Source organism: Blautia sp. AM28-27, from assembly GCF_003480905.1.
Lineage (GTDB): Bacteria > Bacillota > Clostridia > Lachnospirales > Lachnospiraceae > Fusicatenibacter > Fusicatenibacter saccharivorans.
The window spans coordinates 42828-65711 of sequence record NZ_QUJK01000017.1; the positions used below are offsets into that span (position 1 = coordinate 42828).

Consider the following 22884-nt stretch of genomic DNA (forward strand, 5'->3'; position numbering starts at 1 on the left):
CGGTTTCTGCAGATTCTCTGCATCACCGCGGACGGCCTTTTTCTGTTGTTTACTCCACGCTTTTCAGCGATTCAATCATATCAATTTTTCTTAACCGGTAGAACATCATAAAATTGACGAACAGAGCAAACGCCAGGGTAATCAGGGCGCTCCAGCCGTAGCTCCGCGGGAACACGTTTCGTCCGAACATCATCATATCGACCTCGACGGTCTGAATTACGCAATGATGTAAAAACGTTCCAATTCCCATGCCCGCGATAACGCCGAACAGTGTCAGCACCATGTTTTCCCGGTACACGTACGATGCCACCTCGCCGTCGAAGAAGCCGAGCACTTTCAGCGTTGCCAGCTCTCTCTGTCGTTCGGTGATGTTGATGTTGTTCAGGTTGTACAGCACCACAAACGCCAACAGGCCCGCCGATACGATCAGCACCACGATGACGATGTCGAGGGAACGAAGCATGTTGTCAATCTGATCAATCAGGTCGGATGTGAACGAGATTGCCGCTACACCGTCGTACGTCATGATTTTTTCTCCGAGTGCTGTCTCATAATTGCCCGACATGTCCTGATATTTCATCAGAAGCTGGTTGTAGTCCGGCGCTCCGCCGAACAGCTCCTCGTAGAGATCCGGGGCCAAATACAGGTAATGGCGCACGTAGTTTTCGACGATGATCGAAATCTTTACGTCCACAATATCATCGCCTTTTTTCAGCTGAACCGTGTCGCCTGCTTTTACGCCGAGCATCGTTGCTGTCTTTTCGCTGATGGCTGCGCCGCCGTCGGTCGGGAATTCGTAAACTTCTCCGCTTTTCCGGTCTCGGAAGGCATAGAAGTCATTGAAATTCGTCAGTTCTTTCGGCACTTCAAGCACTGCATCCACGGTCTTTTTGTCGGTCTGCAGTTCGATGTTCTGGCAGTACATTTCCAGCAGCTCATCGATGCCGCTGTAGTTTTCCAGATCGGTCTGCAATGCTTCTTTTTCGGATTCATCCACATCTGAATTCAGCACAGCATTCGCCTGATAGGTGAAGAGGCTGACGAACTGGTTTTTCGCAATCGCGGTGATGGAATCCTGAAGGCCGAAACCGACGAGGATCAGACCCATGCATCCGCCGATTCCGATAACGGTCATGAAGAATCGTTTTTTATACCGCACCAGATTCCGCACGGTTGATTTCTGCGTAAAGTTCAGATGTTTCCAGAGTACGCCGATGCGTTCCAGGAAAATCCGTTTGCCGTTTTTCGGTGCTTCCGGCCGCATCAGCTCTGCCGGACCTGCGGCGAGTTCTTTGTAGCATGCCGCGATCGTCGCCACGCCGGTGCAGGCTGCACTCGCCAGAATCGCAAGGCCTCCCTGCTCCCAGTTCAGCGGGGTCATGTAATACGGGAGTCCGGTATACAGCATGCCGTAGGCATTCATAATAACCCAGGGCAGGATTTTTTCTCCAACCACCACGCCCGCGAGAGCGCCGGATACGGTGGAGAGCATCGCGTATGCGAAATATTTAAAGGCGATCACGCCGTCGGAATAGCCGAGGGCTTTTAACGTTCCGATCTGCTGACGCTGTTCCTCGATCATTCGTGTCATCGTCGTCAGGCTGACGAGAGCAGCCACGAGGAAGAAGATAACCGGGAAGAATTTTCCGATATTCGAGATACGGCCGGCATCCTGACCGAAGCTCTCAGTTGACGTTACCTTATTCCGTCCCCAGACGTACCACGTTGGTTTTTTCAGGTCTGCGAGTGTTTTCTCACCGTCCGCAATTTCCTGCTTCGCATCCGCGATTTCTGGTTCGGCGTCGGCTTTTGCTTTTTCATATTCGGCTTTGCCGTCCTCAAGTTCCTTTTCTTTATCGGCAATTTCCTGTTTCGCATCCGCAAGGGAGATTTTTCCGTTGGCGATTTCCTGTTTCGCGTCGGCAAGCTGGGTTTCTCCGTCGGCAATCGTCTGCTTGGCTTCGGCGAGCTGACTTTCTCCATCGGCGATCGTCTGCTTTGCTTCTGCTAACTGGGTTTCGCCATCGGCGATCGTCTGTTTCGCGTCGGCGAGCTGACTTTCTCCACTGGAAATTGTCTGCTTTGCAGCGGCAAGCTGGGCCTCACCCGACTGAATCGTCTGTCGGTACGATGCAATCTGCTGTTCCCCATCAGCAAGCTGGGCTCTGGCAGCCGCAAGCTGAGTTTCTCCGTCTTTTAATTTACTGCGGTTCGTCTCAATCTGAGCTTCTCCGTCGGCAATCGCTGCTTTGGCGGATGCAAGCTGGGCTTCGCCATCCTCAATCTGTTTCTGATAAGCTTCTGCCTGTGCTTCTCCATCCTGAAGCTGGGCAAGAGCCTCTGTAATCTGAGCTTCGCCGCTTTCCAGTTCTTCTTTTGCAGAAGCAATCTGTGCCTCGCCTGCGGCGCATTCCTGCTCTTTTTCTGTTAATTGTGCATCTGCAGCGGCAAGCTGACTTTCTGCGTCGGTAATCTGAGCTTCTGCAGCCGCAAGCCGGGCTTCCGCATCAGCGCTTGCTGCTTCAAACGCTGCGATGTTTTGTTCCAGAAATGTTTTCTGCTCCTGCATCGTGAAAAGCTGCTGTGCTAACTCTGTCTGTTTTGCTTCCAGCGCAGTTTTCTGTTCCAACAGGGATACATATGCTTCATCTTCCTCTGTCAGTCCGTCAAGCTGAGCCTCAATCACCTCGATCTGACCAGTCACTTCTGTCTGCGCAGCCTCCACCATCGGAAGCTGCCTGGAAATCTGGGCTAACTGATCCCTGGCTGTCTCATACTGACTCTTCTGTTCTTCATACGCTGCCTTCTGCGCTTCATACTGTGTGCGTCCTGCAGCGGTTTCTGCTTTCTTGTTGTCCAGTTCCTCGCGTGCAGCGGAAAGCTGTTCCTTTGCAATATTCAATTCCGTTTCTTTTTTGGAAAGCTGCTCTTTTGCAGTATTCAGCTCCGTCTGCTTCCGAGTCAGTTCGGTTTTTGCCACCGAAAGCTGCGTCATTTTTTCCTCTAACTCTTTTTTGCCGGATGCCAGTTCTGTTTCTTTCTCTGCAAGCTGTGCTTTTCCGTCGGAAAGTTCTTTCGCTTTTGCCTCAAGTGTGGTTTTTCCACTTGCAAGTTCATCGGCTTTCTGATTCAGCTCCGCTTTTCCGCTTTCCAGCTCTGCCGCCTTTGCTTCCAGCGTCGCTTTTCCGCTCGCAAGTTCCGCCTCTTTATCTTTCAGCGTTGCCTTGCCGGATGCCAGTTCCTGCTCTTTATCGGCGATGGTTGCTTTCGCACTGAGAAGTTCCTGCTCTTTGTCTGCAATGGTCTGTTTTCCGTCAAGGAGTTCCTGTTCTTTCTCAGCAATCGTCTGCTTTCCGTCAAGAAGCTCCTGTTCTTTGTCCTTTAACGTCTGTTCGCCGTCGAGAAGTTCCTGCTCTTTGTCCGCAATCGTCACTTTCGCGTCGGCAAGCTGCTGTGCACCGTCATCCAGCTCTGTTTTTGCGTCCGCTAATTTCTGCTCTGCATCAGCGACCTGCTGTTTTGCATCATCAATCTTTTCCTGTCCTTCGGTTTTGACTGCCGTATACCGCCGGTCGCACGCCGCATCCTCGAGCGCTTCAATCTTCGTCTGTACAGCCTTCACCGTCTCATCATACGCATCGCTGTAGCTCGCCTCTTCCTGTGCGCCGTCCGCCTGGACGTAAATCTCTGTATAGAGATCCGAGGTAAATGTCTCCGGAAGCAGCAGTGCAAAACTGTTGATGCTTCCGTTTCCAATCGAGCCCGTTCCCCGGTTCAGATCCATATAATAAGGGAGTGTCGCCGAACCAACAATCGTAAACGTGTCCCCGGTCAGCGAATCTGAGAGCGGATCCTCCGTTCCGGAAGTGAACGTTACCTGATCTCCGATCTCACAGCCGGAACTTTTCAGAAACTGCGTATCAACAAGAATTTCATCCTCTTTCTCCGGCATCCGTCCCTCGACCACGCGCGGCTCATTCACACCGTCCGTCAGCGCAATCAGCTTCACAACCTGCTCGCTCTCGCCGATGTCATGCAGCACTTCCACCGTTTTTCCGCCGTAGACCGCTTTCACGCCATCCGTCTTCGCGATATCCGCCAGATCATCGTCTGTCAGCCCCAGCGTTCCAAGGACTTTCAAATCCATATAATTTACTTCATCATAATACCGGTCCGCCGAAACCTTCATATCTCCTTCCGCCGACCGAATGCCCGAGAAAAACGCCGCGCCAAGAAGCACGATGAAAAAGACTGACAGAAACCGCCCCTTGTTCTTTGTGATTTCCCGGATAAAGTCTTTTCGAAATGCTCTCATCGTCCACCTACCATTCTATCTCTTCCACCGGCGTCGGGTTCTCATTTGTTTTCATGCCCGCCACTTTTCCGTTTCGAATTTTAATCACGCGGTCCGCCATCGGTGTCAGCGCCGAGTTGTGGGTGATGACAATGACCGTCATCCCCTTCTCCCGGCAGGTATCCTGCAGCAGCTTTAAGATCGCTTTTCCCGTCACATAATCGAGCGCGCCGGTCGGCTCATCGCAGAGCAGCAGTTTCGGATTTTTCGCCAGCGCACGCGCAATCGCCACACGCTGCTGCTCCCCGCCCGAAAGCTGCGCCGGGAAGTTATTCATCCGTTCTTCCAGTCCAACCTCCGCAAGTACCTCCGACGCATCCAGCGGATGCTTACAGATCTGCATCGCCAGCTCCACATTCTCGAGCGCCGTCAGGTTCTGCATCAGATTATAAAACTGAAAAACAAACCCAATATCCTCCCGCCGGTACTGGATCAGATTCTTGCCGCGGTACTTGCTGATCTCCGCTCCGTCCACCAGCACCTTCCCCGAAGTCGCCGTATCCATTCCACCGAGGATATTCAACACCGTCGTCTTCCCCGCACCGCTCGGTCCGACCACAATCACAAACTCACCCTTTTCCACATCAAAGCTGATCCCATCCGCAGCCTTGATCGTAACCTCACCCATTTGATAGGTCTTGGTTACATCCTGAAGACTCACATATCCCGCCATGTCGCCGTGTTCCTCCCATGTAAAAAATCGATATTTCCTATTTCTTTTATTGTATCAATCTACAGCCGCGGCGGCTAGTCCTAAGTGGGCGAATTTACTGTTTTTTTATAAATGGCATCCCCCCTTTATTTCAATACTGCCCTGATCATATATCTTATCCCAACCAGAATAATCACCACAGGCATCAGTGCATTGATCCATGCCCAGGTATTATTTAAAAATGCCGTAATGATAAATTCTCTGTACTTCACACAACTGACAATTACCAGCAGACCTCCGGCCGCAATCCATCCGAATAAAAATCTTTTGATCACTGTCCATACTGTCACCGTACCAAAATCCATGACGCTCTATAGCAGAATTACAGAGAAGGAAGGCGATCTTCTTCTGAAAGAGATGATACGAAATACACTTACTTATCTGCCAGGGAAATGGAAAGACTCTTAAACAAGTAATCTTCTATAAACTAAAACACAGCATCGACTGTTTCTTAACAATCGACGCTGTGTTTTTATTTTTAATTATTCATCCAATACCTTCACATTAAATTCCTGGAAGGTACCACGTCCATTCTCTGCAAACAGACCAATATATGTTCCCGTAAACGTCATGGTTTTCGTGCTCTCTGTACAGAGTCCTACCGTTAATCCTGTTCCTAGCATCTGGAAATTTTCTCCATCCAGACTATATGAAAATGTATAATAAGTTTTATCTGTTTCAAGCCTAAGCGTAATATTTTCTCCTCTTGGAATTTCCGCACTTGCTGTAACCACAAAAATGTCATGAATATGCTTTGCAAGACAGACTTTATACTTTTCCTGTTCCCTTGTCAGATATATTTCATAATGATAAGAATCATTATAAAATGCTGTCAATCCAGCTCTCATTCCTTGCACATCTTCTGCTGAAACTTTTACTACAGTTTCAGTATAAAACCCCTTTTGTCGAATTCCAATCCATGTAGGGCTCTTAGTTTCATTTAAAGTTACCTTTGTACCTTCCAGGCATAACATCTTCTCTTCCGGATACAATTTATAATTCTTCATTTCGGGATTTCTCAGAAAATTATATTGCAGTTTAAATTTACCATCCGAAAAATTATCATGGAAATTTCTATTTACCGGTTGCACTTCTCCACCCGGAAGCGGACCATCCATAACAGTTGAAATCAAACCATGATTTCCTACAACCGGCCAGCCAGCCTCTGTCCAAACGACAGGTGTAAGAAATGTTTCTCTTCCAAGATTATGAAGCAATACCCTCCTATTTTCATCTGAACAGGTTCTCACTGCCAGACACACCAACCACCAATTTCCATTGTGATCTTCCATTATGTCTGCATGGCCTGTACAATAAATCTCCTCTCGCATGTCTTCCTTGTGAGATAAAATCGGATTATGTGGACATGGTTCATAAGGACCATAAGGACTATCTGCTCTTTGCATTGTCTCCATATGTCCATATTCCGTGCCGCCTTCCGCCAACATAAGGTAATATTTTCCAAACCATTTATATAAATGCGGTCCTTCTGGATATCTTCCACCGCATCCACGGTTAATACACACACTCTCCGTCAATTTTTCTCCTGTAAAAGGATTTACCTCACATAAAAATATACCAGCCCCCTGTTCATCTGAAGTTGTAGATACAAAATATACTTTATCACCATCAAACAATAACGACGGATCTATTCCTCCCTGATCTACCCATGCCGGTTTTGACCATCCTGACTTCATATCTTTTGTATGTACGATGAAGTTTCCCTTTGATGTAACATTTGTTGTTATCATAAAAAATGTTCCGTCATGATAACGAATCGTTGGTGCAAAAATTCCCCCTGAAGGTCTGCTCTCTTCCAACGGAAGCTGTTCTTCATCCGTCAGACAATATCCTTCCAATTCCCAATTCACTAAATTTTTGCTGTGATAAACCGGCACTCCCGGAAAATACTCAAAAGATGAGTTCACAATATAATAATCTTCTCCAACTCTGCATATAGATGGATCCGGATTATAACCGGAAATAATAGGATTTCTGTATTGCATAATACACCTCTTTTTAACCTTTCAATAATTCAAATACTTTACATTCTTCCACTTCACTGCTATTTCCGATAAACACCTCAAATTTTCCCGGTTCACTTCCAAATGTATTGTCCGCTCTTAGGAAGCGAAGCATTTTTTCGTCCACTGTAAAGCACACTTCTTTTTCTTCTCCGGCATTTAATATTACTCTTTCAAAACCCTTCAGCTGTTTTACAGGGCGCACTACACTTCCTGCAATGTCATGAATATAAAGCTGCAAAGTTTCTGTACCTTCTCTGTCACCGGTATTTTTTACTTTTACAGATACCGTAACAGATTCACCCGGCTTCATAACCGTTTTACTTAGCTCTAAATCTGATATTTCAAATTGGGTATATGTAAGGCCATATCCAAAAGAATACAGTGGTTTATTCGGCATATCCAGATATTTCGAGACATAGCGATCCTTATCTTTTCCAGGATGATGTCTACGTCCGGTAGGAAACTCATCATAATGGACAGGAACCTGTGACACGCAATATGGAAAGCTCATTGGCAGCTTTCCTGCAGGCGAAACTGCACCTCTTAATACTTCCACAATAGCAGCTCCTCCCATAGTTCCGGGCATCCAGACTTCCAATATTGCCTTCGCTCTTTCTTCCAATATGCGAATATCTAATGGTCTTCCATTAAATAATACTACGGCAATTTCAGAATTCACCTCCGAAAGTGCCTCAAATAATTCCTGCTGAATCTTAGGAATTTCTATAATTCCTTTACTGGTAGCTTCGCCCGACTGCAGAAAATGTTCTCCTATAGCCAATACAACCACATCTGCTTCTTTAGCCGCCCGCAGTGCTTCTTCCTTCATTTTTTCACAATCTTCCTGTGAGAATTTTTCTTCTGTATAATTTGCAAACCCTTCTAATTTTACATCTTCGGAAAGAATTGGGCATCCCTGAGCATAAACAATTTCATAATCTGCAAGTTTCTCTTCCGCCGCATTTTTTATTGTTATTACATCCTCCGGATTTCCTGTAAAAGACCATCCTCCCAACATATATCTTCTGTCTATATACGGTCCAATCATTGCAATTTTCTTCTTTTTATCCAATGGCAGAATATTATCTTTATTCTTTAATAGAACAAAAGAATTTTCTGCTGTTTTTTGAGCCAATTCTCTGTGTGCTTCACTAAGTATGCAAGCTTTAGCCTTAATTTCATCAGCACCCTTATATGGATTTTCAAAAAGCCCAAGGTCATTTTTCAACTTCATAATACGCCACGCACATTCTTCAATTAGTTCCACACTAATACTTTTGTCTTTTAAAAGTGCAGGTATATTTTCCGGATAAGTACCTGACATCATATCAATGTCTACTCCTGCCTCAAGAGCCTTTTTTGTTGCATCTGCCCTGTCTTCTGCTGCCCCATGGTTTACACACTCCCCAATGGCACCAAAATCAGAAATCAATACACCATCAAACCCCATCTCTTCTCTGAGGATATCCCTCATAAGCCACTTATTTACACTTGCAGGAATTCCATTAATCGTATTAAAAGACGTCATCACTAACGCACTTCCCGCCTCCACAGCCTCTTTATATGCTGGAAGATAAAAATCACGAAAAGTCCTTTCTGATACTTCCACTGTATTATAGTCTCTTCCTGCTTCTGCACCGCCATACCCAGCAAAATGCTTTACGCAAGCCCCCAGTTTCTCCCCGCCACTGATGTCTGCACCTTGATATCCTTCCACCATTGCCCTTGCATATAATCCGTTCAAATATACATCTTCTCCAGTGGATTCCATTACCCTGCCCCATCTAGCATCCCTTACCAAGTCTACCATAGGTGAAAATGTTATATGAAGTCCATCTGCAGCGCCCTCTTTTGCCGCCATAGCCGCACATTCTTTCACAAGATCCGGCTGAAAAGTTGCTCCCTGAGCTAATGGAATTGGATATACTGTTTTATACCCATTAATAATATCCAACATAAATACAAGTGGAATATGGTGTGGATGAGCTTCCATATATTTTTTTTGAATCCTCTTTATCTTTTCCGCCCCCATAGTACCTAACACAGTTCCAGCAAGCTGAATATCTTTCTCTGTAATTCCCATTTCCTGCATAGGACCTGATATTACGGCCTCATCATCATACATAGCACCAACCGTCTGAAACAATTGACCAGCTTTTTCTTCTATTGTCATATCGTCAAATAGTTTTTTTAATTCTCCGATTTCCACTACTAACCCTCCTTCTCATCTGTAGTTTCTTTACAATAAATATAATGGCGTACTTCTGCATATTGTCCAAATCCAGACATACTTCTTTCATCCCCGTTCAGCACACGTCCAGAACTCCATTTTCCATTATCAAAAAAACCTTCCTCGAGACATATAATGGTAATACAGTCATGACTACTTTTTTTCGGCAAAAGTCTAATGTCAGTATTATATCCTACAGCCCAAAATTCACTTTCATTTTCTTCTATAATCATCCCTGCACACCCTGGCCTTTCATTTCCTTTTGGTCTGTAAGTCAGTTCCAAATCGCAGCCAGACAAAGAAACAATCGTACCTCTTTCATGCTCATTTCTACACATAAATGCATGTATATTTTCTGTTCCTTTAAATCGAAAATATAATTTTTGCATATTTTTCAAAATTTTATATGTTTCTTTGAGGTATTTTCCTGTTTCTATGCTTGTGAAGGCCAGTACATCTATTTGAAGTTGTTCAAGAAGCTCTTTATCCTGTTTTTGGCGTGTATCTTCCATAAGTCCTTCTATCCCAAAAGGCGAAAAACCAATTGCCCCATATTTCCCAAAAGCATAAAAAGCATTGCTAGCTGTTACCGGATCTCGCCTTGCCTCAGGTATAAACAATGGATTCCCTTCCGTTGCATATTCTTTACATACCCCTTCAAAATCAGAAAGGTATATATCCGGAGCAAAAACATCTATGCTTTTTGCAATATTTCTCCATATTTTTTTATTTCTCGCTATAGGTCCTCCTGATGGGTAATTTCCAGGTCTATCCGGAAACTGATTCAGCCAGGCATTCACATACATCGGAAGTTCATATGCCCTTTTTCCTGCTGCTGCTATGTATTCTACTGCCTGTGCATAATTCCATGCCATAAACATCTCTGCTGCATCCGACTGAAACACTTCACTCCATGTCCCTGATATACCATATATTTTTTCCAGTTCTTCTGGGATATTACTCCTAAATTGCTTCTCTGCTTCTTTTGAATAATCTCTATCTGATTTCAAAAAACCAATTTCATTTTCCACTTGTACCATGAGAACTGTCTGTGATTCTGCATCAATATCTTTCAATTTTTTCATAAAAACCGTAAATGCTCTTGCATCCGCTTTTACTGCATTTTTACAAAGAGGTGATATCGTCTGAGACAATTCTCCCCCTTTATATCTTGCTCTGAAAAATCTCCCGCTATCTCTTTTTACCCAACCTGGAACATAAGTACTTTCTCCATTTTTCCAAAGGCCAAACCACAGTAGTATCAACTTCATTTTTTCTCGTCTCGCCTGGAAAATCAGTTCTTCTAACAAAGAAAAATCATAAACTCCCTCTTCTTTTTCTATATTTTCCCATGCTACAGGAAGAAGAACTGTGTTTAGATTTAGTTCTTTTAATCTGGGCCATACTTGCTTTTCCATATACTGTAGATTACTGGAACTCGAGTTATGAAGCTCACCTCCAAGAATTAAAAAAGGTTCATCATTTACATAAAGTGTTCCAAAACCCTTTTCATCTTTTTTAATCTCTATAGTCTTTTTCATTGGCATTTCTGTAACATCATCCTTTCAAGCCTGACATTTTAATACCCTGTATAAAGTATTTCTGACAGGTTGCAAATACAAACAGTACCGGTGTCAAAGATACCAGTGCCATTGCCATCATCTGTCCAATCTGTACATTTCCCTGTGATCCCTTAAAGAACTGCAGACCCACTGCTATCGTGAATTTCTCAGATGAATTCAGATAGATCAATGGATTAAAGAAATCATTCCAGTTATATACCAGTGCCATTACCAGTACAGCCAGCATGACCGGTTTTACCGCTGGCAGCAATATCTTCGTAAATACCTGCCAGGAATTCGCCCCATCAATCTTAGCCGCTTCATCCAATTCCTTCGGAAGCGTTCTAAAGAACTGAATAAAAAGGAAAATGTTAAAAGCTCCCCCTCCCAGCCAACTTGGAATAATCAACGGCCAGAATGTATCAACCATTCCCAGTTTATAATACAGCAGATACTGTGGAATCAGAGTCACCTGGGAAGGCAACATCATGGTTCCAAGAAGAATCATGAATAAGACCGGTGATAATCTGGATTTAAATCTCGCAAAACCATACGCTACTACTGAGGAAGAAAATACAGTCCCTATCGTAGCCAAAAATGTTACGACTGCTGAGTTCTGGAAGAACATACCAAAATCTGCACCCTTCCATCCCTCGATGAAATTCTCCAGCGTCGGATTCGCTGGCAGCAATGACGGCGGCATTTTATAGATATCGGATGTTTCTTTAAAAGAAGTGGATATCATCCATATAAAAGGAAACAAACAAACAATAGCTGCCGCAATCAGAATCGTGTATGTGATAATTCTTCCTATAAGTTTTGCTTGTTTTTGTGATCTTGTTCGCATATATTTCTTCCTTTCATCAATCATCATAGAACACCCAGTACTTGGATGTTGAAATCACTACCAGTGTAATCACCATAATTACAACAAATAAGCTCCATGCCATCATGGATGCATATCCCATTTTTCCATAAAGGAATCCGTTGTTATACATATGTATCGCTGCTGTATAAGTACTGTTAAGCGGTCCTCCATTAGTCAAAATCAATGGCTGCTGGAATACCTGGAAAGCTGCAATGATCGTTACGATCAGATTGAAATAGATCGTCGGGGTACATAACGGCAGGGTAATGGAAAAGATCTGGCGTATCGCACCTGCGCCGTCGATCTGTGCACTTTCATAATAAGACTGTGGAATATCCTGAATTCCCGCCAGCATGATGATGATATTATTTCCTATCGTCCACAGGGACAGGATCACGATTGATATCATTGCAATATTTTTATCTCCCAGCCAGTTCACACCTTTTATTCCAAACAGTGATAACACGTAGTTGATAATTCCATAATCCTTCTGATATATCCATCCCCACAAGATTGTTACTGCCACACCAGAGGTGATGTATGGAATGTAAAATGCTGTCCGGAAAAATCCCAGTCCTTTTACTTTCTTGCTAAGCAGCAGTGCCACAAAAAAAGCAAGTATAATACTACTTGGTACAAACATCACCACGTATTTCAGGGTATTTATAAATGCTTTTATAAACAGTGGATCATCCGTAAATGCATACTTCAGGTTCTCTAATCCAATAAACTTCCCTACCCCGGTTAAATTCATATCTGTAAACATCAGATAAAAAGAATATACAATCGGGTATAATGTCAGCACAAAAAATCCAATCAGCCATGGTGCTGTATATAAGTAAAAATTTCTGGCCTCCCGCCGTTTCATGGCTGAATATACTTTTTTTCCTTTTGGTTTTTTCACTCTTCTTCGCCTCCGTAAATAGAATCTGCCAGTAGCTGAATGAACAAGAAGGTGCTGCATATCGTTCGCAACACCTTCTTGTGATTTAACATTTAGTTTCCATTTGCTTCATTAAATGCTTTTTCCAGTGCCGGATAGTATTCATTGATCGCCTCATCAGCACTCTTACCATCAATGGTTACTGCCTGCCAGATCTGGGTCCATACATCTCCAGGTGCTGCATATGCACCGCCCCAGATATTCAGTTTTGCATCAGAAAGCCCTTCTAGGTATGCGCTGTTATCAATCGGACCATATGTCAGTTCTTTATAGTAACCCTCTGCAACGCTCTTACAAGCTGTCATTCCTGCACGGCATGTTTCCTTTGCCATGTCTTCATTTTCATAAGATGCCTCTTTCAAGAATGTCCATGCAGCATCTTTATTTTCAGAATCCTTCAGCATGGCATATCCTGTTGCGTATAAAAGATTGTTTTTTCCACCGTCCGGAACTTTCGGCATGGATACAACATCCCAGTTAAAGTTTTCACCGATCTCTTCTGCAATCAGCTTTGTCTCAAATCCGCCTAATGTATACATTGCCGCATGGCCGGATACAAAAAGCTGTTCTTTCGGAAGACTCTTGGCTGCTGTATCATCAGGCATTGCACCGCTCTGGATCATATCTCCGAATAAATCCAGACCATCTCTGACTTCCTGTGAATCGATCTCACATGTTGATAAATCATCTGAGTATGCATTTCCGCCTTTACAGATGATAGACAGCGGCGGATCTATCCAGTGGTTAACAATACCGAATGTAGCATCTGCGCCTTCGCCTCCGGCAAATTTCTTCGCTGCTTCCGCCACATCATCCCATGTCCATTCTGCTGTCGGATACTCTACGCCAAACTCATCGAACATGTCTTTGTTATATGCCAGTACAAAACAGTTCTGGAGCAGAGGCATACCTTCCAGTTTTCCATCCGGGCGGTAATAAGGATCCATCATGCCCTCTGTAACTACAGAATCTAAATCCACCCCTTCTTTTTCCACATATGGATTTAAATCTTCATAATAATCGGTGTATAATCCGTAATAATCCGGTGACATCTGGATGACATCCGGACCTGTTCCTGCTGACAGGGCTGCAGTCATCTTCTGATCCCATACATGATCGGCTGTAGGAATGACAGAATGTTCCACTTCGATCTCAGGATGTGCTTTCTGAAATGCTTCAACAGCTGCTTCCCTTGATTTCTTCTCCTCATCTGCTCCCCATGACCAGATAACAAGTTTCTGTTTTTCTTTTCCTGCTTCTGTTTTTTCACTAGATTCTTTGGTTCCTCCACATGCTGCCAGACCTACGGTCATGATCCCTGCAAGTGTCAATGCGAGTACTTTTTTTAACTTCATTTTCCTTCCTCCTAGTGTTTATTTTCTCTATATCAGCCGAAACTGCGCGCTTTTTCCGGCAAATATTCTACTTTAAGTCCTTTACTGTCTCCCCCTCTAAAATACCGTAGGGAGAATAATTCATATATTTATATTTTTTCCCTTCCAGCATATCGATTAATACTTCTACACATTTTGCTCCTTGTCTTTCAGGATAAATGGACATTGTGGTCAACTTAGGTTTAAAATGATTTCTTGTAAAAATACCATCAATTCCCATAACCGATATATCTTCGGGCACTCTCAAGCCTATTTCTTGTAAGCCAGCAATAAATCCCTGAGCTAAATCATCATTAAAACATATAAGTGCCGTTGCTTTATACTTTGAACTTTTATACAAATTTGCTGCTTCATATCCAACTTTGAAAAGATCATAATATACAAATCCTTCTGATTCCGATTGATAAGGACCTAAATATCTGTAATCTTTTTTCTTGTTTTCCTCTTCTGGTTTTCCACAGTTTATAATATAGTGTTCATAGTTAGTCTCTACCCCTCCCCCTAAAAAAATTGATTCCATCTTCATACGTTCCTTCCAGGCTTTATATCTGGAATTTGCATATCCGTAATCAAACGGAAGGAGCATTCCTATCTTTTTATGTCCTTTCTGTATAAGATAATCAATACTGGCATTAATTATTTTTTGATTCTCAATAACTACCGAAGGCATTGGTTTAGCAAATATCGCCGACGGGTCAAAAGATATTGTTACCGTAGGCAGACGATAATTTTTTCCTACTGTTTCAGCATAATCCTGTGCTACATTTTCTGTCGGAAATATAATTCCATCTGCCAAGATTTTTTTTACTGATTCAAAATCATAATCTTTTTGAAGTAAAAGATGATATCCCCTTTCTTTCGCTGTCTTCGCCATTCCATGATACATTTGATTATAATAGGCACCTGTCAGATCATTGCAAAAAAATATTATCTGATATGTTCTTCTTGTTTGAAGAGCCATAGCTATCGGATTTGGAATATATCCCAGTTGCTCTGCTATCTTAATAATTTTTTTCTTTTTTTCTTTGTCGACATATCCACTGTTATTAAGTACTCTTGAAACAACAGACACCGATACGCCTGCTTTTTCTGCCACATCTTTTCTAGTAATATTTTTTTCTGCAGACATATTCTATTCATCTTTCTTTCTCGTTATATTGTTCTTGTCTTGTTACAAGCATCATTTTATCTGTATATGTTATTTTGTTCAATAAGCAAAAATGTGGTCACGTATCCATATGGTATTTCGCTATTAATAATTATATTTTCGACAATTACCCTCTCCATTTTTACCATGCAAAACTACTTATTCTTTGTTTTTATACAATATTTTACATATACTCTTAAAAAACTTATAAAAGCGTTGATTCCAAAATGAACCAACGCTTTTATAAGTTTTTTGTAACTATTCAGAACCCCTGATAGAGTCCATGTGATTTTTTGTGAAAAACAGAGAAAATAAAAAATCTGTTTTCACTTCATTTGCTTCCTGTCGGTGGATAACTAACCGATGGTGAAGCAGCTATTTCCATCTTTGTGGATTACTGATTTTAATTCATCATTTTTGTATTTCAAAATCCTATTTTTATCGGATTTTGATTAAATTTAGCAACACTTGCACCTTAAAAAAATAGCTTTATCCACAGTCATTTTGCCCAATGAGCATTTCCACACAATTCGCTTTTTTTCTGATTTTACGCTAAAATAGAACTATCATATTTTAGTGAAAGAAGGTGGTCTCTTTGACAGTAGAGGAAATGAATACGCAGCTGCAAATGCAAGTCAATGCATTAAATGCATCTTTGAATTCCCTGCAACAATCATTTGATGCGCAGACTGCGCTTATCACCCAGCTCAATCAGACCATTCAGGAACTGAGAGAACAGCTTAACAAGAATTCTAAAAACAGTTCCAAGCCGCCTTCAAGTGATGGCTTTAAAAAACCTGCGCCAAAAAGTCTGCGTAAACCTTCTGGTAAAAAGGTTGGCGGACAGGAAGGTCATCAGGGAACATACCTGTCTGTCATTTCAGACCCTGATGAGATTGTGAAACATATGCCATCTGCCTGCGAAGGATGTCCTCATTACAAAATGTGTAAAGGAACTGCCTGTGTTGCAGAAAAACGACATGTCATTGATGCGGTCGTCACTGTTAATGTCGTGGAACATCAGCTTCTCGAGATTCCAATCTGTATGCTTCATGGAGATACCAGAAAAGGGAGCTTTCCTAATGATGTTAAAGCAACCGTGCAGTATGGTGAGAACTTGCAGGCACTATCTGTTGCTTTAAATACAGTCGGAGCAGTCAGTGTGAAAAGAACACATGAGATTCTCTCTGGCGTATTTAACATCCCACTTGCCACCGGAATCATAAGTAACATGGTAAAACGTTGTGCTGACGCAGTATCCGAGACAGTAAACCGGATAAAGCAAAAAGTTGCCGATTCAAGTCTTGGTCATTTCGATGAGACCGGAACCCGTGTTGATAAAAAACTATGGTGGGTTCATGATGCATCAAACTGTGAATTCACGTACCTTGATATCAGTCCAAAGCGTGGATATCTTGGCATGGAGCAGTGCGGTGTGCTGCCATTGTTTCACGGTATTTCCATGCATGACTGCTGGGCTTCTTACTGGAGTTACGAAGATTGCCAACATGCAGTCTGCTGTGCCCACTTATTACGGGAATTGACAGGCATTGCCGAGAACCATCCCGAGCAGAAATGGGCGTCTGCATTTATAGGCCTTCTGATAAAAATGAAGAAGGTCAAAGATAAAGCTGTAGAGGCCGGTAAAGAAACTCTCAGCTATTATCACTATCATAAGTTTGATAAGCGATACGATGAACTTATCAAACAAGCCAGGGAAAAAAATCCGCTTCCGGTTACCGCAGAGAAAAAACGTGGGAGAAAGAAAAAAGGAAAGATTCTTGCTCTGGTGGAGCGCTTTGATAATTACAAGGCATCAGTCTGCCTTTTTATCCATAACTTCATGGTTCCGTTTGATAACAATCAGGCGGAACGAGATTTAAGGATGATAAAAGTTAAGACGAAAGTATCAGGCTGCTTCCGAAGTGAAGAAGGAGCCAGGGATTATCTGAAAATCATGTCCTATGTTGGCACAGCCCATAAGCAAGGGCACAACGCATACGATGCAATCAGAAAGGCAATCTCAGGATGCCCAGATTTCATTTTCGAATAGGGGGTTCTGAATAGTTACATGAGAATAGCATTTAACTTAGCTCATCTATTGTTTTATCAATCTTCTCAATTGCATAGAGCGGCAAATTTATAAGCCAATCTTCCTTTTTGAAATCTGCCATCGAAGTACGAACAGATATATCAGGTGAAAACTTCTCCTGATATGTTTTCAAGCTCTTTGCTCTAAGGTTAACTTCTGCCTTCACTTCAACCGGAATAATTTGCTCACCTGTATCAATAACAAAGTCAACCTCACAAGAACCCCTATCGTTGGTATAATAATAAATACCTAAATCTTCGATGGTTTTTAATTGCTGACAAACATACTGTTCAGTAAGTGCGCCTTTGAATTCGACAAAAAGATCGTTCCCATCAAGCAAAGTACGTTGACGAAGCCCCGTCATGCATCCGAGCAATCCCACATCTACCAAAAATAACTTAAATGCTTTTAAGTCCTCATACGCCCGTAGCGGGATGCCCGTTGCATTTACACGGCTGACCTTATGAACGAGACCGCAATCACTGAGCCACATAATTGCGGTTTCATAGTCTTTCGCACGGGCACCTTCACGGACGAGCCCGTAAATGAATTTTTTGTTTTCTTTGGCTAACTGAGAAGGAATACTGTTCCACAACATACGAAGTCTTGGTACAATCTCATTTGGAGCATGTTTAGAGAAGTCTTGTTCGTAGGCTGCAAGGATTCGCTTTTGAATTTCACGGACCTCATTAAAGTCTTTGTTCTCTGCGAAGCTTTGCACAGCTTCAGGCATACCACCGACAAAGTAGTATTGCTTTAAGGAATCGATATATGTTTGCTTAAAGCATGTAATCATCCCAAAGTCTTGCTTATCAAGAAGTTCGGCAAAACGTTCCTTATCGGTTGCCATCAAAAACTCTTTGAACGAAAGAGGATAAAGCTTTAAGAAATCTACCTTGCCAACGGGAAAAGATGTGCCTTGATGCAAAGCGATACCAAGCAAAGAACCGGCACATACAATGTGGTACTGCGGGGCGTTTTCATAAAAATACTTAAGAGATGCCAGCGCTCTCGGAACTTCCTGTACTTCATCAAAAATCAATAAAGAATTGTCTGGATCAATTTTGCGACCAGCATACAACTCTAATCCCATAATTAAGCGGTCAGTATCCAAGTCAGAAGCAAATAACTCTGCCATTCTGGAATTAGAGTCAAAATTGATATATATGGCATCTGTATACGCCTGCTTGCCGAATTCTTTCATTAGCCAAGTCTTGCCAACCTGACGTGCCCCTTCAATAATTAAGGGTTTGCGGCGTTTGCTTTGTTTCCATTTTAATAGTTTTTCAATAGCAATTCGGTACATAGACGCACCTCCATCATCATAATGTAAGTATAGTATATTACGCAATTACAAAAAATACAATGAGTTTTAGTCTGATAATTACATTTTTTACAGTGATGAAAGTCGATGAGTTTCATAATATTCTGGCAGCGAAAGCGGCGTATTTATTCCTGTGAAGCAGGCCTCCGATCTTGCTGAAGCAATGAAAACTGCTGCAACTTCCTATTCCACAAGAGATCTGCTTTCTGTCCGCTATATGAACCATTTTAATACGCTTTTTGGTTTTCTCAGAGTCATTTTCTTGAGTCTCATTGGTTTACTCATCGGCGGACTGCTTTCTCTCCCCTACATGGATCATGCCAGCATTCCACTCATTGTTTCCAGCAGTGCGGCCGATTCCCTTCTTGGCAGTGTTCTTCTGGAATCCGGTGTCCAGAGTGGTGTTTATCAGAGTATTTTATGGTTTCTCCTGTGGATTCTGTTTTCCGCTACGCTGGGATTTCTGCATCCCAAAAAACAAATTTGGGGTCCAGGAAACATAACCGTTCCATGGATGCTGAAAAATAAACAGATGAGTGAAATGAAAAACGGAAATATCCGCGTATAATTTTTATCCATTATGCCAAACTGGCTTAAACGATTGATTTATTGAGCAAACTTGTTTTTCTACCAGTCCCATCTTTCCAAAACACTCTTCCAATTTGTCGCATCTTTTTCCGTAGAAACTCACACAAATTTGACAATTTGTGATACACTAACCTATAGCAATTCCGAATATTTTATGCTTCATCACTAATTTTTCGGAACTGAAATTGACTTTTCGATGCATAAACCAAACGATTTGTGGTATACGAAGAAAGGAATTCTTATGAAACTTATTTTTATCCGCCACGGCGAACCGAATTATGAGATTGATTCTCTGACTGAAAAAGGCTGGCGTGAGGCTGAGCTACTTTCGAAGCGGACGGTGAAATGGAACGTCACCGATTTTTACTGCTCGCCGCTCGGACGTGCGAAGGATACGGCTTCTTTTACGTTGAAAAATGCGGGCCGCGAGGCCGAAATTCTTCCGTGGCTGCGGGAGTTTGATGCGCCTGTCCTTGATCCGGAGACCGGAAAGCGCCGGATTCCGTGGGATTTTCTTCCGGATGTGCTCGATGCAAACCGGGATCTCTATGACAATAATCTCTGGACGAAAAATCCGATCATGCAGACCGGAAACATGGACGAGAATTATCATTTTGTGACCGACGGACTCGATGCACTGCTTGCGCGCTACGGTTATGTACGCGACGGTTACCGCTATCACGCTTCGGATGAAACGAACCGCGAAGCTGTCATTGTCTGCTTCTGCCATCTCGGCGTTACGTGTGTGGCGCTGTCCCACCTGCTGAACATGACACCGGTGCAGCTCTGGCAGGGCATGTTCCTGGCGCCGACTTCCGTCACGATCGTCGGAACCGAGGAGCGCAAACCGGGCGAGGTGTACTTCCGCTGCCAGACCGTAGGCGATGTCCATCACCTGCTTTCGGCGGGCGAGCCGGTTTCCTATTATGGAGCGTTTAACGATCCATTTCAATTTTAAACTTTACAAAAAGGAAGATTTTTATCATGAATGAAGCAAAATTAAGAGAATACGCAGAGCTGATCGTAAAAATCGGCGCAAATGTACAGAAAGGACAGCGTGTCCGCCTGCAGACCGGCGTTGACCAGGTTCAGCTTGCTACCATGGTTACCGAAGAGTGCTACAAGGCCGGTGCCAGCTATGTTGAAGTGATCTGGGAGTGCGGTCCGATCAACAAACTGAATTATCAGTATGCATCCGCAGAAACTCTCGGCACCGTTCAGACCTGGGAAGAAGAGCGCCTCAAACAGATGACCGTGGATCTGCCGGTCCGCATTTTCATCGACTCCTCCGATCCGGACGAGCTTGCCGGCATCTCCGCTGACCTGCTCTCCACCGTTCGCCAGATGCGCGCAAAAGTAACGAAAAAATACCGCGACCAGATCGACGGAAAACATCAGTGGCTGATCGTTGCCGCTCCATCACCGGCATGGGCTGCAAAAGTATTCCCGGGCGAGCCGGAGGATGTTGCAGTTGAGAAACTGTGGAATGCCATTTTCGACTGCCTGTACTTAAAAGAAGGCGAAGATATCGAAAAGATCTGGCAGGCACACAGCAACCGTATGATCAGCAAGGCAAAATGGATGACCGAGCAGGCGTTCCATAAACTGCATTACACCAGCAAAAATGGAACTGATTTCACCGTTGAGCTGATCCCGGGCGCAAAATGGAGCGGCGCCGGCGATATCAATCATCTGAACAAGGTCTTCTTCGTTCCGAATATGCCGACCGAGGAAGTTTTCACCAGCCCGATGCGCGGCAAATGCGAAGGCCGCCTTGTTTCCACCAAACCGCTCAGCTGGTCCGGACAGGTTATCAACAACTTTACTGTTGATTTTAAAGACGGAAGAGTCGTTGACTGCCACGCAGAGCAGGGCGAGGAAGTTCTGAAAAAAATGTTCGCCATGGATGACGGCGCTTCGATGCTCGGCGAGGTTGCACTCGTTCCGAAGGAGTCCCCGATCAACCAGTCCGGTCTGATGTTCTTCAACACACTGTTCGATGAGAACGCATGCTGTCATGTTGCCGCCGGTGCCGGATTCTCTGAGGTTCTGGACGGATTTATGGATATGAGTGATGAAGAAATCCTCGCAAAAGGTGTCAATGATTCCCTGATCCACGTTGACTTTATGGTTGGATCGGATGACCTGCACATCGTGGGTATCCACGAAGACGGAAGCGAGACCGATGTCTTTGTAAACGGCACCTGGGCTGAATAATCATCGCCCCATCCTTTCCATCACTTTGCAGAACACCACCGCCGCAATCGTACTCGCCGCTGTCGCCGCAAGCGCCGGTCCGACAATTGCCGTCGGATGGACACTGCCGTACTGACTGCGGTACGCGATGATGTTGACGGGGATGAGCTGCAGGGATGAAATATTCAAAATCAAAAACGTACACATTTCCCGGTTCGCGGTTCCTTCTGGAACTGCGGCCGGGTTTTTCGTTTTCCGCCGCTCCTCCTCCAGCTCCTCAAACCGCTCCATCGCCGCAAGCCCCGGCGGCGTCGCAGCCGCGCCAAGCCCAAACACATTACAGATCATATTCATCCCCGCCGCCCGCATTGCAGGATGCTCTTCCGGCACTCTCGGAAACAAAAACCGCAGCACCGGCCCCATCCTTTTCACCAGCCCGTCAATCACTCCCGCCTTCTTCGCAATCTCCATCAGCCCCGCCCAGAACCCTGTCACCCCAACCAGCGAAACCGCCAGCACCACCGCCTCCCGCGAAGCCCGAATCACCCCATCCGTCACCTCCGGCATCCGCCCCTGTATCGCGCCGTATACGATGCCGAGAAGCAGCATGGAACTCCATAGAACGTTCATTGCATCACCTGACTAAAAAAGATCTTTATAAAAATATGCTGACTTTATATTTTCCATGATTCGAACAGGATCCTGTTATACCCTATCCAGTGAACAAAATAGACTATATATTTCTTCGTGTATTGCCCGGCACTTTTTCATTTAAAAATCAATTTCCCGCTTTCCCTTTTCTCATATAAGGATTTCGATACAGTGAAATCACAAGCTCCGCAGCCATGAAGCACCAGATAATCGGTTCGCACCAGATTACGGCGCTGTAATGGTAACGCGGGATGAATACCATTGCGAAGATAATCTTTCCAAAAAGCTCAATAAAGCTCGACAGCAGCGGCAGAATTTTTTCTCCCAATGCCTGAAGCGCCAAGCGGCTGCAGTTGACGAGGCCGAGTGCGAAGAAGAACGGGATGGCTACGCGGAGGTAGCGGGCGCCGTTTCCGAGGACGGTCGGGTCGGAGGAGCCGGAGATCAGGTGTACCAGGGTTGGCGCAAACGGTGTGACACAGATAATCAAAGCGATGGTAACGCTGAAGCAGAATAAGTAGGCATAGCGGATGCCTTTGTGTACGCGCTCCCGGTTATCCGCACCGCGATTCTGTGCAACGTAGGTGTTGACGGCCTGCGCCATCGAAGAAAGCGGCATCATGGAGAACGAAAACAGCTTTCTCGCAGCGGTATGTCCCGCAATTGTTTCATATCCAAGACTGTTGATGCCCGGCTGCAGGACGATCGAACCAACGTAAATGATACTGCTCATGAATCCCATTGAAAATCCCTGCGCCAGCAGATCTGCGTACAGTCCGCGGTCCAGCGCGAAGTG

At 44.1% G+C, this 22884-nt stretch carries 17 protein-coding genes; 4 read left to right on the forward strand and 13 right to left on the reverse strand.

What is annotated here, in order from left to right; genetic code table 11:
- Positions 1-49 precede the first annotated feature (49 nt).
- From DW743_RS15200 to DW743_RS15245, 10 genes are all read right to left on the reverse strand, one after another.
- The gene (locus tag DW743_RS15200; protein ID WP_117762076.1) at positions 50-4315 is read right to left on the reverse strand and encodes an FtsX-like permease family protein; all 4266 of its coding nucleotides are present in this window, start codon (positions 4313-4315) and stop codon (positions 50-52) included.
- Between the two features lie 7 nt (positions 4316-4322).
- Complete coding sequence (locus tag DW743_RS15205; protein WP_022461251.1) at positions 4323-5027, reverse strand: ABC transporter ATP-binding protein; 705 nt, start codon at positions 5025-5027, stop codon at positions 4323-4325.
- 125 nt (positions 5028-5152) lie between these two features.
- Complete coding sequence (locus DW743_RS15210; RefSeq protein ID WP_147345116.1) at positions 5153-5356, reverse strand: hypothetical protein; 204 nt, start codon at positions 5354-5356, stop codon at positions 5153-5155.
- Between the two features lie 192 nt (positions 5357-5548).
- Complete coding sequence (locus tag DW743_RS15215; RefSeq protein ID WP_022461252.1) at positions 5549-7072, reverse strand: glycoside hydrolase family 43 protein; 1524 nt, start codon at positions 7070-7072, stop codon at positions 5549-5551.
- Positions 7073-7085: 13 nt separating this feature from the next.
- Entirely contained in the window at positions 7086-9302 is a 2217-nt protein-coding gene (gene bglX / locus DW743_RS15220; RefSeq protein ID WP_022461253.1) for a beta-glucosidase BglX, read from the reverse strand.
- A gap of 2 nt (positions 9303-9304) precedes the next feature.
- Positions 9305-10870 carry a DUF5597 domain-containing protein gene (locus DW743_RS15225; protein ID WP_022461254.1) on the reverse strand — a complete coding sequence of 522 codons (1566 nt, stop codon included), beginning with the start codon at positions 10868-10870 and terminating at the stop codon, positions 9305-9307.
- A 10-nt stretch (positions 10871-10880) separates the two neighbouring features.
- Positions 10881-11759 carry a carbohydrate ABC transporter permease gene (locus tag DW743_RS15230; protein ID WP_238061562.1) on the reverse strand — a complete coding sequence of 293 codons (879 nt, stop codon included), beginning with the start codon at positions 11757-11759 and terminating at the stop codon, positions 10881-10883.
- Positions 11749-12657 carry a carbohydrate ABC transporter permease gene (locus DW743_RS15235; protein WP_022461256.1) on the reverse strand — a complete coding sequence of 303 codons (909 nt, stop codon included), beginning with the start codon at positions 12655-12657 and terminating at the stop codon, positions 11749-11751. The genes DW743_RS15230 and DW743_RS15235 overlap by 11 nt, the downstream gene beginning before the upstream one ends.
- Before the next feature lie 92 nt (positions 12658-12749).
- Positions 12750-14051: an ABC transporter substrate-binding protein gene (locus DW743_RS15240; protein WP_022461257.1), complete on the reverse strand. Its 1302-nt coding sequence runs from the start codon at positions 14049-14051 to the stop codon at positions 12750-12752.
- 67 nt (positions 14052-14118) lie between these two features.
- Entirely contained in the window at positions 14119-15219 is a 1101-nt protein-coding gene (locus tag DW743_RS15245; protein WP_117762079.1) for a LacI family DNA-binding transcriptional regulator, read from the reverse strand.
- Between the two features lie 613 nt (positions 15220-15832).
- Between DW743_RS15245 and tnpC the strand changes: the two genes are divergently transcribed.
- Positions 15833-17290, forward strand: a complete 1458-nt coding sequence (gene tnpC, locus DW743_RS18010) for an IS66 family transposase (protein ID WP_238061561.1) — start codon at positions 15833-15835, stop codon at positions 17288-17290.
- Positions 17291-17321: 31 nt separating this feature from the next.
- On the opposite strand, the gene DW743_RS15255 is transcribed toward tnpC, so the two are convergent.
- Complete coding sequence (locus DW743_RS15255) at positions 17322-18635, reverse strand: ATP-binding protein (protein ID WP_022461260.1); 1314 nt, start codon at positions 18633-18635, stop codon at positions 17322-17324.
- 151 nt (positions 18636-18786) lie between these two features.
- On the opposite strand from DW743_RS15255, the gene DW743_RS15260 reads away from it, so the two are divergent.
- The 3 genes from DW743_RS15260 (at position 18787) to DW743_RS15270 (ending at position 21458) form a co-directional block, all read left to right on the forward strand.
- Positions 18787-19221: a hypothetical protein gene (locus DW743_RS15260; protein ID WP_022461261.1), complete on the forward strand. Its 435-nt coding sequence runs from the start codon at positions 18787-18789 to the stop codon at positions 19219-19221.
- Between the two features lie 261 nt (positions 19222-19482).
- Positions 19483-20199 carry a histidine phosphatase family protein gene (locus DW743_RS15265; protein WP_022461262.1) on the forward strand — a complete coding sequence of 239 codons (717 nt, stop codon included), beginning with the start codon at positions 19483-19485 and terminating at the stop codon, positions 20197-20199.
- Between the two features lie 26 nt (positions 20200-20225).
- Complete coding sequence (locus DW743_RS15270; RefSeq protein ID WP_022461263.1) at positions 20226-21458, forward strand: aminopeptidase; 1233 nt, start codon at positions 20226-20228, stop codon at positions 21456-21458.
- Here DW743_RS15270 and DW743_RS15275 read toward each other — a convergent pair whose 3' ends face one another.
- Positions 21459-22067 (reverse strand): nucleoside recognition protein, encoded by a 609-nt coding sequence (locus DW743_RS15275; protein WP_117762080.1) that lies wholly within the window; start codon positions 22065-22067, stop codon positions 21459-21461.
- Positions 22068-22215: 148 nt separating this feature from the next.
- On the reverse strand, positions 22216-22884 hold a 669-nt coding region (locus DW743_RS15280; RefSeq protein ID WP_243106635.1), incomplete at its 5' end, for an MATE family efflux transporter.

Coding starts and splice junctions, on each gene's coding strand:
- DW743_RS15200 (WP_117762076.1), bottom strand. CDS start 4,315: ATGAGAGCATTTCGAAAAGACTTTATCCGGGAAATCACAAAGAACAAG.
- DW743_RS15205 (WP_022461251.1), bottom strand. CDS start 5,027: ATGGCGGGATATGTGAGTCTTCAGGATGTAACCAAGACCTATCAAATG.
- DW743_RS15215 (WP_022461252.1), bottom strand. CDS start 7,072: ATGCAATACAGAAATCCTATTATTTCCGGTTATAATCCGGATCCATCT.
- DW743_RS15225 (WP_022461254.1), bottom strand. CDS start 10,870: ATGCCAATGAAAAAGACTATAGAGATTAAAAAAGATGAAAAGGGTTTT.
- DW743_RS15230 (WP_238061562.1), bottom strand. CDS start 11,759: ATGATGATTGATGAAAGGAAGAAATATATGCGAACAAGATCACAAAAA.
- DW743_RS15240 (WP_022461257.1), bottom strand. CDS start 14,051: ATGAAGTTAAAAAAAGTACTCGCATTGACACTTGCAGGGATCATGACC.
- DW743_RS15245 (WP_117762079.1), bottom strand. CDS start 15,219: ATGTCTGCAGAAAAAAATATTACTAGAAAAGATGTGGCAGAAAAAGCA.
- DW743_RS15255 (WP_022461260.1), bottom strand. CDS start 18,635: ATGTACCGAATTGCTATTGAAAAACTATTAAAATGGAAACAAAGCAAA.
- DW743_RS15265 (WP_022461262.1), top strand. CDS start 19,483: ATGAAACTTATTTTTATCCGCCACGGCGAACCGAATTATGAGATTGAT.
- DW743_RS15270 (WP_022461263.1), top strand. CDS start 20,226: ATGAATGAAGCAAAATTAAGAGAATACGCAGAGCTGATCGTAAAAATC.
- DW743_RS15275 (WP_117762080.1), bottom strand. CDS start 22,067: ATGAACGTTCTATGGAGTTCCATGCTGCTTCTCGGCATCGTATACGGC.